Here is a 15102-nt window from a genome sequence, read left to right on the forward strand (position 1 = left end):
GTTCAATTTCATGCCGCTAATTTGTTAAAATCATTTCCTTTTTGTGGATAGGTTTGCAATTGCTAATCCTGTAATTACCATCAAACCACTTATGATATGGAAAAAGGTGATTTTTTCCTGCAACAACCATACCGCTTCCAGGGTGCTGAAAACAGGGATCAGGTTGCCGAAGAGGGCTGTGCGGGCTGCGCCTAATTGCGCAATAGCTTCATTCCAGCACAAAAATGAAATGACGGAAGTACCCAAACCCAGGTACAATATCACGGCTACTAAATTGCCATTCCATGCAATAGGTGCGGAATACGAATTCTCCCATAACCAGGCGGGGAAAATCAGTAATGTGCCTAAACCAAATACAACAAAAAGAAAAGCTCTTGCGCTTATGCCTGTCGGTTTTTTCCGAACCAGGATATTATATATGGCAAATGCCAGTGCACCCAGCAATACCCAGACATCACCATGGGAAAACTGCAATCCCATGAGGTTTTCCAGGCTTCCCTTCGACAAAAGATAAAGTATACCGGTAACGCATATACTAAGTCCGGTTACCCGCAGCCAGGTTACTTTTTCTTTCAGGATAATACGCGCCAAAATAATGGCCATAATGGGTGAGGATGTCGTTCCAATCAGGGCCAGGTTGATGGCAGGGGAATAATGCCCTGCAATGTATACCAGCGTATTGAAAAGGCTTACACCCATTAAGCCTGTCAATAAAAAATAGGGGAATTGTTTTTTTACAACAGGCCATTCCCGCCGTAATTCATTCCAGGCCAGGGGTAATATACAAACAGTAGCAGTTAGCCACCTGAAAAATGCAAGGGCTATTGGCGGTATTTCGTGAATGACAGCCCTTGCAATAACGAAATTACCACTCCATATAATGGTTGCGAGGACGGCTAATGCAATGCCCGTCCAGGTTCCGGCATTTTTAGTTATACTGCTCAATGGGCAAAATCAAGTTCGAAGTTCCCTTTTATCCTTTCCATTGGCGGGTTGAAATACCCGAATTTCAGGTGCGGAAATTCTTCCCTGATCAATTCCATCAGTTGTTTTACACCCATGCATTCACCGGTATCTGCAGCACCGATTTTACCCAGGTACCAATCGGGATCAATATTGAAATTCCGCCACTGGATCATGCAAAGGTCCGTATCAATTATTAGCTTTCGCAATGCTTCATATTCTGCAATACTATCTGTCATCCCAGGAAAAACAAAATAATTGATGGAGGTCCACCCACCCATATTGCGCATTACTTTTAAGCTTTCGATGATATCGTCAAAATCATAATTATTCGGTCGGTAGTAAGGCATGTAAACTTCCCGCCTGGCAGAATTGGTGCTAACGCGTATACTATCCAAACCCGCTTCCCTCAATGCTTTTACGGCATCTGGTTTGGATCCGTTTGTATTGATATTAATGCTTCCCTTGCTGGTATGCTTCCTGATTTCCTTAATCGCTTCCCTTATGGTTTCCCACATCAGTAAAGGTTCCCCTTCACAACCCTGCCCAAAACTTATCAGGGGATATGGTGCTGTCTCCAGGTGCGGGACCGTATACTCTACAATTTCTTCCGGTGATGGCTTAAAGCTTAAGCGGTCTTGTGTAGACACGATGGGTTCTTCATCGGGCTGCAGGGAAATACAACCAACACAGTTGGCATTACAGGCAGGAGAGGCGGGTACCGGGCATTCCCAACGGCCCATGAAATAATTACGCGCAGCCGGACAATGATAAGTATTGCAACAATTCTCAGCCAGGTGTTTTACAAGTCGGTTATGCGGATAGGCTTTCAGCATCTTGCTTACACCGCTTTCGATGATCTTGTCGTCGTAGCCACTGCATTCCTGGCGGATATCAGATTCAATACGAACGGCAGGTACCACGAACTGGCCATCCACCCAGCCGGCGGCGGTATAACAAAACAAAGGGAGGGTAGGTGCGTTGGGTTCTGTTTCATAGGCAGCAATGAATAAGCCGGTATGTGCCGGCGGAATGAATGCGGCTACAGCCCAGCCTTTCTCACAGAGCCGCATTTCTCCTGTTTCTACATCTATGCCAATACCTTTCCTGCCAGGCAATTCATAGAGGTTGCCGCCGTCGGGCAATACGATCCAGTCTTCCTCGGGAACAGGATAAACATCCCAGCCACTCCTTCCGGTCGCGAACAGGGTTTCATCTTCGAAAATATTCCCTTTACCGTCTGAATAAAGGAGATAGGGGGTATGTGCTAACATCGGGCAAAGGTAGGAAATAGTGGCATTTGCATGTCAGAATGAAATCTCCCAGAATTCTTGATCAAATAGTTTGTTTTGCCAACTATAGTCCATGAATACATTTGGATATTCATTATATCCAACACCTATAATTCTTTGTTGGCCGGGAGGCCCAAAAATTGTCCCTATTCCACCAATAGTTTTACCGCTATTTGGAAAGCCACCTAATGTCCAACTGTTTTTTTCAGGAGCGTATTTGAATAATTCAATGTTTAAATAATTTGTGTTTTCATCATTAAACCTGGACATATTCCTGGAAACCAGGAGTTGCTGGTTGTATTTATACAGGTTGTTTAATCCATCTCCAAGGCAAATAAATTGCGAGTTTCCTGTATTTATGTCCCAAACCTCTATCGGGTTGTTTTTTGAATATTTATTTGCAGTATTCACCCAGTAGATTTGATTATCAAAAGCAACCCCTTTTGGATATATGCCGGTTGTCTTAAAAGTTGAAACACGCCAGGTATTTGTTTCCAGATTGTAGATATCAACGACTTTAGATTCCGGCAATTGTTCCTGGATGCCTCCAGCAAAAAATACTTCATTTCCAGCAGCAACGATATACTTAGTAACCCTGTCCTGGCTCATTTTTGTATGCGTCCAGGTTTTGGAATCCAGATCAAGGATTTCGACCATATTGCCTGTTTCACTGTATGCATTTTCGAATTTACTGCCTGAAAATATGATCTTATTATCGACAACTATAGAAGCCCTTACAAGAAAATAGGCAGGTAATTCGATGTAATTCCATTGGCCAGTGTTGATATCAAAAATATCTATTTTGTTATAGGCTCTACTATCTTGAAGTTGTGTATTAAAAATTGACCCGCCACTAAAAAATACCTTATTACCTGCGCTGACCATACTTAAATTCCGCCTTTCTGCGGACAAGGGTAAATCTGACCAGGTTTTCGAATCAAAATCAAATATCCTAATTCTATCTGTTGAAGCTACTTGCGAAGAAATACCTGGGACTTCCACCACGTATTGGATAAAAAGCTTATTTCCGGCAACAACCATATCCCTAACATTTGATTCTTTAATTGTACCCAGGTAAACAGGGTTCAATAATTGAACGGATGCATTAGATGGAAGGGAAGAAATTTTTACAGTATCTAAATCTGTCGCTCCTAAGTTATCGGTGATGGTAAGGCTAAACCAATAATCGCCAGGCTGGTTAAGGATAACAGTGGAGATTTCCTGGTTAGCGTTTAATAAAATTGGATCTATACCCGTATTGGCTGGAAAGTTGTTTAAAAAACGCCATTGAAAGGATACGATTGATCCATCGGGATCAGAAGAGGAAGAGGCATTCAATTGAACCGTGTCTTTGCCCCCTGTACAAAAAGACGGGGCTGACGAAATGGGCCCTGGATTGGCGTAGGTAGAAGTAAGGGTAATGTCTTCCCCGGCGTTTGCGTTGGGAACCTGGTTGTGTACAAGGTTTTCTATACTATATTCTTTTATGCAGGAAACCAGCAGTAAGGAAAATAATGCCAGTCTTAGAACCTGATTTTGCCTACTTCGGGACATAGAACAAATTGGGAAAATAAGTGTGTTAACCCCCCTTTATCACAAGTCGATTCTATTTGAATTTAAGAAATTATTTCCAATATGTGAAATATTACTATATCGGATTACCTGAATAGAAACAGCAAATTTGTGGTATAGTTTGCGCTAATTAATATAAAAAGGATTAATCCGCTTTATTGTTTTCCAGCCTCAGAAATTGTTGCCGGCAGTATTCATTAAACTCATCTTCATCGGCATCACCTTCCTCATCAATAGTTTCCCGTTGAAAAAGTTTGTTGTTGGAAAAATCGAGGGTGAGCAGGTTATCGCGCAAAACAATATTAGAAAAATCTGACCACTGGAATTGTTTCCTCGGGAAACTATTAAACACTATGCGATCATCAGAAAAACCTATTTCCAGGTTTTTCTTCGCCTGCCTTTCCAATAGGCCCATTACCAGGAATAAGCCACTCAGCCAGGGGTAAAATGGCATACTGGCCCAGATCAGTGCAGTGATGTATAAATGGTAATTGTAAAAAACAGGCAGTTTGAGCCAGAAGGATTTATAGGCATTGAACACGGTCAGAACCAGCAATAATAATGCCCCCATAAGGTGGATGAGTCGTTTATCTGAGGCAGTTAAATAGTGTACCAGGAAAATAAATGCTGAAGCGCTGCACAGTAAAAGGCTGAACCGGTCAACCAGGCGACGGGAATTATTTTGTAACGTAACTACATACTGGTATACCATTCAATGATCAGTTGTTGCTGGCAGTTAACATATTGCACATTTTGTAAAGGACGCGGGCTCCTACATTGGCATCCCAGTCATTATCGCCTACGCCAACTTCATTCAGGTCGAATGCAATGATGCGGCGGCCGCTTTCCATAACTTTTTTGAAAAGGTAAAATACCTGTTCTGCTTCAAATCCGCCTGCTACCGGAGTTCCGGTATTCGGGCAAAGTTTCGGATCCAGTCCATCGATATCAAAACTGATATAAACCTGCTGCGGCAATGTGCTGATTATTTCATCACAGATCTGTCTCCAGTTCTGGCCTTCATAGAGCTTTTCCTGGATGTCGTGATCGAAAAAAGTTACAACCTTACCATTACTGTTATTGATATAATCCATTTCCTCATCACAAAAATCGCGAACACCTACCTGCACAACTTTTTCAACAGCCGCAATTTCTTCCAGCACGTTGTAAATGATACTGGCATGGGAATATTTAAAGTCTTCATACGCTTTGCGGAGGTCACAATGTGCATCGATCTGTAAAATTCCAAAGCTTTCATATTTTTCACCGAGGGCTTTGATAAAACCGAACGGTGTGCTGTGGTCACCACCAAGTAAAGCCACCAGTTTTCCTTTTTCGATCAGTTCCTTTGTTTGGGTATGTACCCAGTTGTTCATGAAATTGCTGCCTTCATTAATCTCCTTCAGGGAGCGGCACATGAAATTATTTTTCTCAACCTGCTCACCTGAGGAAATATAATCGATGTACAATTCGGCCTCTTTGCGCAGGTAATCACTTTTTAACAAAATCTTTTTATCTACCTCCCTGAGGAAAAAACCCTTGCGCCAAAGGTCATGGTATTGCGTATCATAGAGGTCAACCTGGCGGCTGGCTTTCAGTATATTATCAGCGGCCCTTGCCGTTCCGGCGTTGTAACTTACAGTAACCTCCCAGGGTACGGGAACAATTACCAGGCGGGCTTCTTCTTCAGTTATGGGAAGTCCAAATAAGTTGAAATTCGGGTTACCAAGACTGTTGGCATCATATTGTGAGAGCTCCATATATATGAATTGAAAACGGACGCAAGTTAGGTTAGCCTGGGCTAGATGCAAAATAAATAGAAATTGGCCGCAGATTAAACAAATGGGGGGTGGATAATAAATTGGACTAACTTTGCGCGGGTATACTTTAAAATCATGAAGAAAACACATATTATCATACTGATATTCATCGCAATAGCTATTGCCGTGCTTATCAGTTTCATGGGCGACCTTACAACCTATGATACCGTAGCCTCAGCCAGGGAAAAAGAGGGAAAGTACGTGCACCTGATCGCCAAACTGGATAAAACCAGGCCATTGGAGTATGATGCCGTAAAAAACCCTAATTACCTGCGCTTTACCGCAGTTGATACTTTGGGTCAGACTACTGTTGTAGTGTACCATAATGCCAAGCCCACCGATTTTGAAAAAAGCGAAAGGCTGGTATTGAAAGGCAGTATGAAGGCTGGTGAGTTCGAGTGTAAGGAAATACTGATGAAATGCCCTTCGAAATACAAGGACGATGTTAATGCAAACAAGAAAAATCTCACCGCTAATTAATGTGCCTTACCTATGAAATATATTGGTGAACATTTATTGCCCGGGCAACTGGGTCATTTTTTTGTAGTACTGGCGCTTGTTTCCTCTTTGGTTGCGACAATTGCTTATGCCAAAGCGACCAATGCCATCGACCCCAATGATGAAAGGGCCTGGAAAAAACTTGCCCGTATTGCCTTTGGGTTAGACTTCTTCTCCGTTTTTGCTGTTTTCGGACTATTGTATTATATCATTTCTTCCCATTTGTTCGAATATTTCTACGCATGGAACCATAGCAACCTTTCACTGAATACAAAGTACCTGCTGAGCTGTATCTGGGAAGGACAGGAGGGTAGTTTCCTTTTGTGGACCTGCTGGCATGCTGTTTTAGGTGTTATTTTAATTTTCAGGGCGGGTAAATGGGAAGCGCCGGTACTAACGGTTATTTCTTTCGCCCAGTTTTGCCTTGCAACAATGATCCTGGGCTTGTATATAGGCTCAGTTAAAATAGGCAGCAACCCCTTTTTATTGGTGCGCGATATGTTCCAGGATGCACCGGTCTTTGCCCGGGCAGATTATTTAAGCCTGCCGCAAATGCGGGATGGCCAGGGCCTTAACCAATTATTGCAGAATTACTGGATGGTTATCCATCCACCCGTATTATTCATGGGATTTGCGTCTACCATAGTCCCGTTCGCCTATGCCATTGCCGGGTTATGGAAGAAGGATTTTGGTGGCTGGACAAAACAGGCGCTTCCCTATACCCTGTTTTCTGGTGGCGTACTTGGACTGGGCATCATGATGGGTGCAGCATGGGCTTATGAGTCACTGACCTTCGGCGGTTTCTGGGCCTGGGACCCTGTTGAAAATGCCTCGCTGGTACCCTGGCTGGTGCTGGTTGCCGGATTACATACCCAGGTAGTTTATAACGCTACCGGTCATTCCCTCAGGGCAACCAATGTGTTTTTTATCTTAAGTTTTTCCCTTGTTTTATATTCTACTTTTTTGACCCGCAGTGGTGTTTTGGGCGATAGTTCCGTACATGCTTTTACAGGCGAGGGAATGAATGCACAACTGCTCATTTTCCAATTCATCTTTTTACTACCCGCACTGGCATTATTCGGGGTTCGCTACAAGCAGATTCCACATATTTTGAAAGAAGAAGAAACTTCCTCCCGTGAATTCTGGATGTTTATTGGCGCCCTGGTTTTATTCCTTAGTGCTGCTGTGATCACCTGGCAAACCTCCTTTAACCCGATTTACAATAAGATCACAGGCAAAACAACTGCTGCCCCGGAAGATGTTGAATTTTCATACAATAAGATACAGGTATTCGTGGCTGTGGTCATCGCTTTTTTATCGGCTATTACCCAATACCTTAAATATAAAAAAACGAGCCGCGATTTTTGGGTGAAAAAGATTTTAATCCCAACTATCCTTGCCGCCGTCGTAACCCTTATTTTCTTTTGGGTGAGTGGCATTGAATACGATAAAAAAGGTCCGGGCTTCCTGGGTGCGCTATACCTTGCATTGTTTGCAAGCATTTATTCTGTGGTGGCGAATGCTGGTTATATCTGGTCTGGATTAAATGGCAAAATTAAATCCGCAGGGGCTTCTGTTGCGCACGTGGGATTTGGGCTGATGCTGATAGGCATTACTATATCTGCATCAAACCGCAAAGTGTTGTCGGTCAATTCAACGGGTATCAACTTAAGGTGGGATGAGCGTTCAAAGGAAAAACCGATGGAGAACCTGACCCTTATCAAAGGCGTGCCAACCGATATGGGCAAGTACACAACTACTTTTTTAAACAGTGATTCTGTTAATAAAACCGGGAATATTATTTATTACAAAATCCATATGGTAGCCAAAGACAGTTCTTCGGAATTTGACCTTTATCCTAACCTGATCCGCAATACCAAGGGGCAGGAAAACTTTTCGAATAACCCCGATTCAAAACATTACTGGGATAAGGATATTTTCAGCTATATCAGTTATGCAGATAATATGGACCGGAGGGAGGATACGGCGCAGTTTAAAAACCACCTGATGAGAGTAAATGACACCGTATTTTATTCCAATGGATTTATTGTGTTGAATAAAGTGGTGCCAAACCCTGTGAATGATAAATATCATTTCACACCTTCTGATACCGCTTTGATGGCTGACCTCACGGTATTTTCAAAAGAAGGTACAAGTTATAAGGCGCGTCCGGTATTTTATGTGGAAGACAACCTTGCCAGGTTCAGTCTGGATACTGTTTATGCACAAAACCTGGCGGTGGGTTTCAGTAAAGTGATGGAGAACCAGCAGATTGAAATCCAGGTTAAAGAAAGTAGCAGGATGGTCCCGTTTGTTGCCCTTAAAGTGTACGAATTTCCGCATATCAATATATTGTGGATCGGTATCCTTATAATGGTAGCGGGGTTTGTCATGAGCATTTTCTATCGTTCAAGGCAGGGTCGGTTAAAAGCTGTTGTTGCTGAAAATAAAAATTAGGATTCCGGTAACAGCTTTTTGGGTTACTCTTCTGTCTTAATTGGCATTAAATGCAGGACCTTTAATTAGTACATGACCAACCGACCCATTAAAATATTCCCCTTATTGGCTTTTTTGAGCCTGTTGCTGGCTGGATTATGTGCTACTGCACAAAGTCCTGCGCCTGTGCCCAATGATCCGCGCTATGGCCCTAATGACACCATTATTGTACCTATTTATGTTTTCCAGGGCGATACCCTGCCAGCCGGAACCATGCAGTATGTCTATGTAAATGCGCCAATGCCGCCTGCGATGCGGAAACGGTATGAAAAGTGGACCCGGTTGCGCAATGCGGTTTATGTAACCTATCCTTATGCAAAGAAAGCCGGATTAATTATAAATGATATCAGCCTGAAACTTGAAAGGATGCCGGAAAGCCAGCACAAATCCTATATCCAGAGCCGCGAAAAGGACCTGAAAAAGGAGTTTACCGAGCCTTTAACCAATTTATCTGTATACCAGGGGAAAGTCCTGATGAAACTAATCAACCGGCAAACAGGAAATAACTGTTACGACATTATCAAAGAATACAGGGGCGGTTTCTCTGCCCGTTTCTGGCAAACTGTTGCTTTTTTCTTTGGGAGCAGCCTGAAACAACCGTATGACCCCATTGATGAAGACCAGGAAATTGAAGTGATTGTGAAAGAAGTGGAGCGGATGTACAGGTAAGGAGATATTAATGTAAAAAAACAGGGTGGAATTTTCCACCCTGTTTTTTTACATTAATGATTATTTTCCGCCTTTAAGGCTTGCTTGCAGGGTTTTTAAATCTTCCCATTTGTCTGCGGCGGCCAGTTTTGCCTGTTTAGGCCATGTAGCAGGGTCATGAACTTTGAATTTGTTTCCCGCAGCTTCCAGGACCTCTTTAAGTTTCTTTGGGGTTGCCTTGGACAAGGCGGCAAAACTTGTAATATCTGCTGCTAACAAAAGTTCAGCGATCTTTTTGCCAATTCCCTCAATTTTGGTGAGGTCGTCTGCTTTAGAGGATTTTTCAGCTTTAGTTCCCTTTGCCGCTTTGGGTGCCTTCTCAGCTTTAGGCGCTTTTTCTGCCTTCACAGCTTTTCCTGCTTTAGGCGCTTCAACTGGCACCGTGATTACACAGTTATCAACCTGGAAGGCAGGATTGTGGGCATATTGATCAGCATTGGCGTCATTCACCCAGCGGCCATCGCTCAGGTAATAACGATATTGGTAAGTTTTACCCGGTTCAAGGGCAACTACGGCAGCAAGGGTGCCATCTTTCTGTACTTTCAGGCCAATTCCTTCACTGGGATCCCAATTATTGAAATCGCCCAACAGCAGGGCTTCAGTAGCATCACCAACGATTTCCGGGGTTAATATAAACTTAACTTTCATGTTCTTGTTTTTTGGTTTGGTTGTTTAGGTTAATAGGTTATCCTGCACTTAATACCGTGCCAGCCTATTGGTAACCCGTTTAGTTATTCCCGATTTTCCACAGTTGTGGATAAACAATAATTACATAATTAGTATATTCATCCTCCAAAATTAAAAAAGCAAGTAAATGAACCGAAAACTACGCATGGGCATGATCGGTGGGGGTAATGATGCCTTCATTGGAGCTATTCACCGGCATGCAGCATTTATTGACGGGAAAATTGAATTGGTTTGTGGTGCCCTGAGCATTAACAAAGACATTGCCCTTGAGAGTGGCCGTTCCTTGTTCCTACCCGCAGATAGAACATACACGACTTTTGAAGAGATGCTGGAGAAAGAATCGACACTGCCGGCCGAAGTAAGGATGGATTTCGTGACCATCGTTACCCCCAATTTCGCGCATTTTGCCCCGGCAATGATGGCCCTGGAAAAAGGCTTTCACGTAGTGATCGAAAAGCCAATCACCCTTAACCTGGATCAGGCCCTGGCGCTGGATAAAAAAGTTAAGGAAACCGGGCTGATCCTTTGCCTTACCCATACTTATACAGGTTACCCGATGGTTAAGGAAGCAAAGGAAATGATTAAGAAGGGCGCCCTTGGTAAGGTGCGCAAAGTTTACGTAGAGTACAAGCAAGGCTGGTTATCCAGGCTTACAGAAAGGGAAGGGAATGCGCAGGCTGCATGGCGCACAGATCCTTCCAAATCCGGAAAGAGCGGGGTAATGGGCGATATTGGTACCCACGCTTTTAACCTCTCAGAATATATAAGCGGATTACAGGTATCTGAACTTTGCGCCAGTCTTAATACCGTGGTAGATGGACGCGCTTTGGATGATGATGGGGCTGTTTTGCTCAGGTTCAACAATGGGGCAACAGGTGTACTGATGGCTACCCAGATAGCTGCCGGTGAAGAAAATAATTTATCGATCCGCATCTATGGAGAGAAAGGTGGTATCGAATGGCACCAGCAGGAACCCAATTCACTGGTAGTGAAATGGCTGGATAAACCGGCTGAAACTTATCGTGCAGGTTCTGGTTACCTTAGTGCCATCGCAAAGCAAAACCAGCGGACACCCGGTGGTCACCCTGAAGGTTACCTGGAAGCTTTTGCCAACCTGTACCGGAATTTCTCGGCAACACTGGCAGCAAGGCTGGATGGCGGTTCTGTAAACACAGATATCGTTGAATTCCCTTCTGTTACCGAAGGTATCAGGGGTATGGCCTTTATTGACAATGTAGTGAATAGCCATTTGAGCACAGATAAATGGGTGACTTATTCAATAGGATAGTATTCAATTTTTAATGCGTTTCGCGCATCCGGCTGATTATCCCCGTCGTGGAAAATCCTTCTACGATGGGGTTAATCACCACCTGTCCGCCGTTGGCAATTACTTCTTTATGTCCTACGACTTCTTCCACCCGGTAATCACCGCCTTTCACAAGCACGTCCGGTAAAATGGTTGTAATCAGGTTATAAGGCGTGTCTTCATCAAAAATAATTACGGCATCAACCATGATCATTGAAGCCAACAGTATTGCGCGGCTGTCCTGGTCATTGATTGGCCGCTCCGGCCCTTTATTCAGGCGCTTGACCGAAGCATCTGAATTAACCCCTACAACCAGGACATCTCCTTCCTGGGCTGCCTGGGAAAGGGAGTAAATATGTCCCTGGTGCAGTATATCAAAAACGCCATTCGTAAAAGAGATTTTCTTACCAAGGAACTTCCACACTTCAACAGCATGTTTTAAACTGTTCAGGGAATGTATTTTTTTTGGAATAATGGCTGCATTTCTCATGGTAAATAATTATGAAAAGTTAGGGGTAGTAGAGTCGGCTTTTGTTATTGGTGAAATTGCCTTTTTTCGGTTAACCACGGGAAGTAACAACATTGAAAGGCCGCCTGCAAACAACACAAGGAAGAATTGTGCCAGCCACAATATCCAGCCAAAAGCCTTACCAATATTTTCACCTAATCCATACAGCATCATTGTTTCCTGGACCAGTATCGGATATGCGCCGATACCTCCCTGTGTAACGATCATGCCCACACTGCCTAATGATAATACTGAAAAGGATGGGAGCCATCCAAAGATACTGGTGGCTTCCATAGCATAAAATCCCAGTTTGATGGCCGCCAGGTATAAGAACCAGATAAAAGCCGAATGAAAGAAAAACCAACCTTTTTTCCGGACATTCCTCACACTGGTTAATCCTTCCCAGATGCCTTTTGCCAGTTCTTTTATTTTATGGATAAATTTATTATGGGAGAATTTTTTGAGGATGTACCAGCCTGCATAAACCAGGATTAATAATATAAAACCAACTATTATAAGTTTGGTATAATTGGTTTCCCCACTATCTCCCTGCATAATTTTCCTGACCATATTGCCTGCGAATTGCCCGATGGTATCAATTTGTGAAAATATGGTGATCATAAAAATTAGGACCAGGCAAATAAGGTCAAAAGCCCTTTCGGCTACAATGGTTCCTATCAGTTTATCAGCGGGGATTTTTTCATACCGGGCTAGCAGGGTGCATTTCAATACTTCGCCAAGGCGGGGAACTGCAAGGTTGGCCAGGTATCCTATCAAAACTGCAAGATAAGTATTGGTAATGTTGGGTTTATAGCCCATTGGTTCCATTAAAATCCGCCACCTGATGGCCCTGCTGAAATGACTGACTAATAACGCAACAGTAACCGGAACCAGGAGCCAGTAGTTGGCACCTTTCATTGAGGCTTTCATTTCGAGCCAGTCATGGTGCTCAATTTTACCTATGCTCCACCAGACTAAAAAGATGCCCAGCCCCAGGAAGAATATATATTGTAAAAGGCTGCTGATCTTTTTGTTCATACAAAGCAATTATTTGCATGGTAAAGATAGCTTACCAGATTGCATTGTAGCTTATAATGTATTACCTTCTTTGGGAAAGACCACCGTGGGCTGGAATTTTTTTGCGGCTTCAAATTCCATACGGGCATATGAAATAATGATGACAATGTCACCAGTGGCACCCGAGCGTGCAGCTGGTCCGTTCAGGCAGCAAACGCCGGAGCCACGCCTCCCTTTAATCAGGTAGGTTTCAATACGGGAGCCATTATTGACATTAACTACCTGGATTTTTTCATATTCAATCATATTGGCTGCATCCATCAGGTTTTCGTCCAGGGTCAGGCTCCCGATATAATTAAGGTTTGCCTCTGTTATTGCCGCACGATGCACTTTTGATTTCAGGATTTCAATATCCATTGTACTGCATTTAAAACTATTTTATGGCCGGTATTATCATATTATCGATCAGCCTTACTTCATTCAGGTAAGCTGCAGCCAGGGCTACCATTGGTGTTTGGCCATCCCATTCTTCCGGTACTTCCAGCGTTCCTGCATCGGCTATCGCTACATAATCTACTTTAAACCCCTGTTCTGACAAGGCTTGTTCAGCAGCTGAAGAAATAGGTTGTAATGGTCCGGGCTGAGCCGATTGGCATATCCTTTTGAGGATAATAGAAATAGCCACAGCCTGCTTTCTTTCTGTCGGGTTAAGCCGCAAATTGCGACTGCTCATGGCTAATCCATCGGCTTCCCTTAGGGTTTCACAGATATGAAGACTTGTCGCCTTACCGGTTAATTTCAAAAGTTTCCCGATGACCAAACATTGCTGGTAGTCTTTCTGGCCCATATACAGGTTATCGGGTTTTATGATGTCCAGCAGCCGGTTCATTACCTGGCATACACCCTGGAAATGCCCGGGCCGGTAGCGGCCCTCAAGGACAGATTCCAGTACCCCAAGGTCGTATTGTTCCAGGTTGTTGGTCCCGTCGGGGTAAATTTCAGTAGCCAGGGGCAAAAAGAGGATGTCAACCCCAAGATTCTCTAATAATTCGATGTCTTTATCAATGGTTACCGGGTATTTTTCAAAGTCCTTTGGATCGTTAAACTGGGTTGGGTTAATAAATATGCTGCAAACGGTACAGTTGTTCCCTTTTTTTGAAGCTTCCAGCAGCGATAAATGGCCCTGGTGGAGGGCGCCCATAGTGGGCACAAACCCTATCGTTTTACCGGTTGCAGATGACTGTCGTAGATGCTGGACTAATGCTGAAGCAGATTTGATTAGGATCATGAAAAGCGTGTTTTGGCCGGTTTTGTCTTAAAATATACTAACTTCGCAAACTTATTGTTTGAAAATTCAGTTCCATTTTCACCAATTGTAACCGATAAAATGTCAACAAAGAAAAGAATTTTATTCATTGCCAACGAAATGTCGCCTTACCTGGAACTAACCGAGTTTTCGGAAATCGTTAACCGGCTGGCGATTAAATCAAATGACAATGGTTTTGAAGTGCGTTGCATTATGCCCCGTTTTGGCACTATCAACGAACGCCGTCATCGTTTGCATGAGGTAGTCCGCTTATCCGGTATCAATGTTTCAGTTGATAATGACGACTTCCCCCTGCAGATAAAAGTGGCTTCGCTTCCGAATGCGCGGTTACAGGTATATTTTCTCGATAATGAAGACCTCTTCAAGCGCAAGTTTGTTTTTCATGATGAAAAAGAGGAATGGTTTGAGGATAATAGTTTGCGTACCATATTCTTTTGCAAAGGAGCACTCGAAACGGTGAAAAAATTCGGTTGGCCACCAGACATCATTCATTGCAGTGGCTGGATGACGAGCCTGATACCCTTGTATTTGAAGACTGCTTATAAGAAAGAACCTGTATTTGGTCATAGCAAAGTGGTCTATACCCTTGGCCAGAATAGCTTTAAAGAAAAGATGGGTCCCGACTTCCTGAAACAGGCTGCAATACATGCCAACATTAAGGAAAAGGACCTCGAACCCTTTAAGGAAGGAACTAACCTGGCAATGTTCCGCGGTGGGGCAACCTATGCTGATGCGATTACATTTGGCGCAGAAAAAGTAGATAAAAAACTTACTGATGAATTTGCGAAAGTTAAAGGCAAGAAGATTTTGGCCTACAATGCAGAGTCTGATTTAACAGACTATTTACAACTGTATACCGACCTTGCGAAGTAGTGAATTTTTCCTGTCCAACTATTTTAGACTAATTA

Annotated in this window: 15 protein-coding genes; 5 read left to right on the top strand and 10 right to left on the bottom strand. The window is 43.3% G+C overall.

The genetic code is table 11. The features are described from left to right. Positions 1-30: 30 nt before the first annotated feature. The 5 genes from LAQ65_RS02060 to LAQ65_RS02080 form a co-directional block, all read right to left on the bottom strand. Positions 31-945 carry a DMT family transporter gene (locus LAQ65_RS02060; RefSeq protein ID WP_224115268.1) on the bottom strand — a complete coding sequence of 305 codons (915 nt, stop codon included), beginning with the start codon at positions 943-945 and terminating at the stop codon, positions 31-33. After that, the gene (locus LAQ65_RS02065; RefSeq protein WP_224115269.1) at positions 942-2237 is read right to left on the bottom strand and encodes a radical SAM protein; all 1296 of its coding nucleotides are present in this window, start codon (positions 2235-2237) and stop codon (positions 942-944) included. Before LAQ65_RS02065 ends, LAQ65_RS02060 begins: the two co-directional genes overlap by 4 nt. Before the next feature lie 33 nt (positions 2238-2270). After that, a complete protein-coding gene (locus LAQ65_RS02070; RefSeq protein ID WP_224115270.1) occupies positions 2271-3809 on the bottom strand; it encodes a PKD domain-containing protein in 1539 nt (512 codons plus the stop codon). Positions 3810-3972: 163 nt separating this feature from the next. Continuing rightward, complete coding sequence (locus LAQ65_RS02075; RefSeq protein WP_224115271.1) at positions 3973-4539, bottom strand: hypothetical protein; 567 nt, start codon at positions 4537-4539, stop codon at positions 3973-3975. Positions 4540-4546: 7 nt separating this feature from the next. Continuing rightward, positions 4547-5587 carry an agmatinase family protein gene (locus LAQ65_RS02080; RefSeq protein ID WP_224115272.1) on the bottom strand — a complete coding sequence of 347 codons (1041 nt, stop codon included), beginning with the start codon at positions 5585-5587 and terminating at the stop codon, positions 4547-4549. A gap of 135 nt (positions 5588-5722) precedes the next feature. Between LAQ65_RS02080 and LAQ65_RS02085 the strand changes: the two genes are divergently transcribed. From LAQ65_RS02085 to LAQ65_RS02095, 3 genes are all read left to right on the top strand, one after another. Then, on the top strand, positions 5723-6127 hold the full coding sequence (locus tag LAQ65_RS02085; RefSeq protein ID WP_224115273.1) for a cytochrome c maturation protein CcmE domain-containing protein: 405 nt from the start codon (positions 5723-5725) through the stop codon (positions 6125-6127). A gap of 12 nt (positions 6128-6139) precedes the next feature. Further along, a complete protein-coding gene (ccsA, locus tag LAQ65_RS02090; protein WP_224115274.1) occupies positions 6140-8602 on the top strand; it encodes a cytochrome c biogenesis protein CcsA in 2463 nt (820 codons plus the stop codon). 72 nt (positions 8603-8674) lie between these two features. Next, on the top strand, positions 8675-9310 hold the full coding sequence (locus LAQ65_RS02095) for a DUF4294 domain-containing protein (protein ID WP_224115275.1): 636 nt from the start codon (positions 8675-8677) through the stop codon (positions 9308-9310). A gap of 60 nt (positions 9311-9370) precedes the next feature. On the opposite strand, the gene LAQ65_RS02100 is transcribed toward LAQ65_RS02095, so the two are convergent. Continuing rightward, on the bottom strand, positions 9371-9997 hold the full coding sequence (locus LAQ65_RS02100) for a DUF4332 domain-containing protein (protein ID WP_224115276.1): 627 nt from the start codon (positions 9995-9997) through the stop codon (positions 9371-9373). 166 nt (positions 9998-10163) lie between these two features. On the opposite strand from LAQ65_RS02100, the gene LAQ65_RS02105 reads away from it, so the two are divergent. Continuing rightward, positions 10164-11324 (top strand): Gfo/Idh/MocA family protein, encoded by a 1161-nt coding sequence (locus LAQ65_RS02105; RefSeq protein ID WP_224115277.1) that lies wholly within the window; start codon positions 10164-10166, stop codon positions 11322-11324. 10 nt (positions 11325-11334) lie between these two features. Here LAQ65_RS02105 and rfaE2 read toward each other — a convergent pair whose 3' ends face one another. The 4 genes from rfaE2 to panC are packed head-to-tail and all read right to left on the bottom strand — an operon-like array spanning position 11335 to position 14155. Beyond that, the gene (gene rfaE2, locus LAQ65_RS02110) at positions 11335-11832 is read right to left on the bottom strand and encodes a D-glycero-beta-D-manno-heptose 1-phosphate adenylyltransferase (protein WP_224115278.1); all 498 of its coding nucleotides are present in this window, start codon (positions 11830-11832) and stop codon (positions 11335-11337) included. 9 nt (positions 11833-11841) lie between these two features. Further along, entirely contained in the window at positions 11842-12888 is a 1047-nt protein-coding gene (locus LAQ65_RS02115; RefSeq protein ID WP_224115279.1) for a lysylphosphatidylglycerol synthase transmembrane domain-containing protein, read from the bottom strand. A gap of 51 nt (positions 12889-12939) precedes the next feature. Then, a complete protein-coding gene (panD, locus tag LAQ65_RS02120; protein ID WP_224115280.1) occupies positions 12940-13284 on the bottom strand; it encodes an aspartate 1-decarboxylase in 345 nt (114 codons plus the stop codon). Positions 13285-13300: 16 nt separating this feature from the next. Next, positions 13301-14155, bottom strand: a complete 855-nt coding sequence (panC, locus tag LAQ65_RS02125) for a pantoate--beta-alanine ligase (protein ID WP_224115281.1) — start codon at positions 14153-14155, stop codon at positions 13301-13303. A 99-nt stretch (positions 14156-14254) separates the two neighbouring features. On the opposite strand from panC, the gene LAQ65_RS02130 reads away from it, so the two are divergent. Continuing rightward, positions 14255-15067 (top strand): glycogen/starch synthase, encoded by an 813-nt coding sequence (locus tag LAQ65_RS02130; RefSeq protein ID WP_224115282.1) that lies wholly within the window; start codon positions 14255-14257, stop codon positions 15065-15067. The last annotated feature ends 35 nt before the right edge of the window (positions 15068-15102 follow it).

Source organism: Flavihumibacter profundi (genome assembly GCF_020076305.1).
Lineage (GTDB): Bacteria > Bacteroidota > Bacteroidia > Chitinophagales > Chitinophagaceae > Flavihumibacter > Flavihumibacter profundi.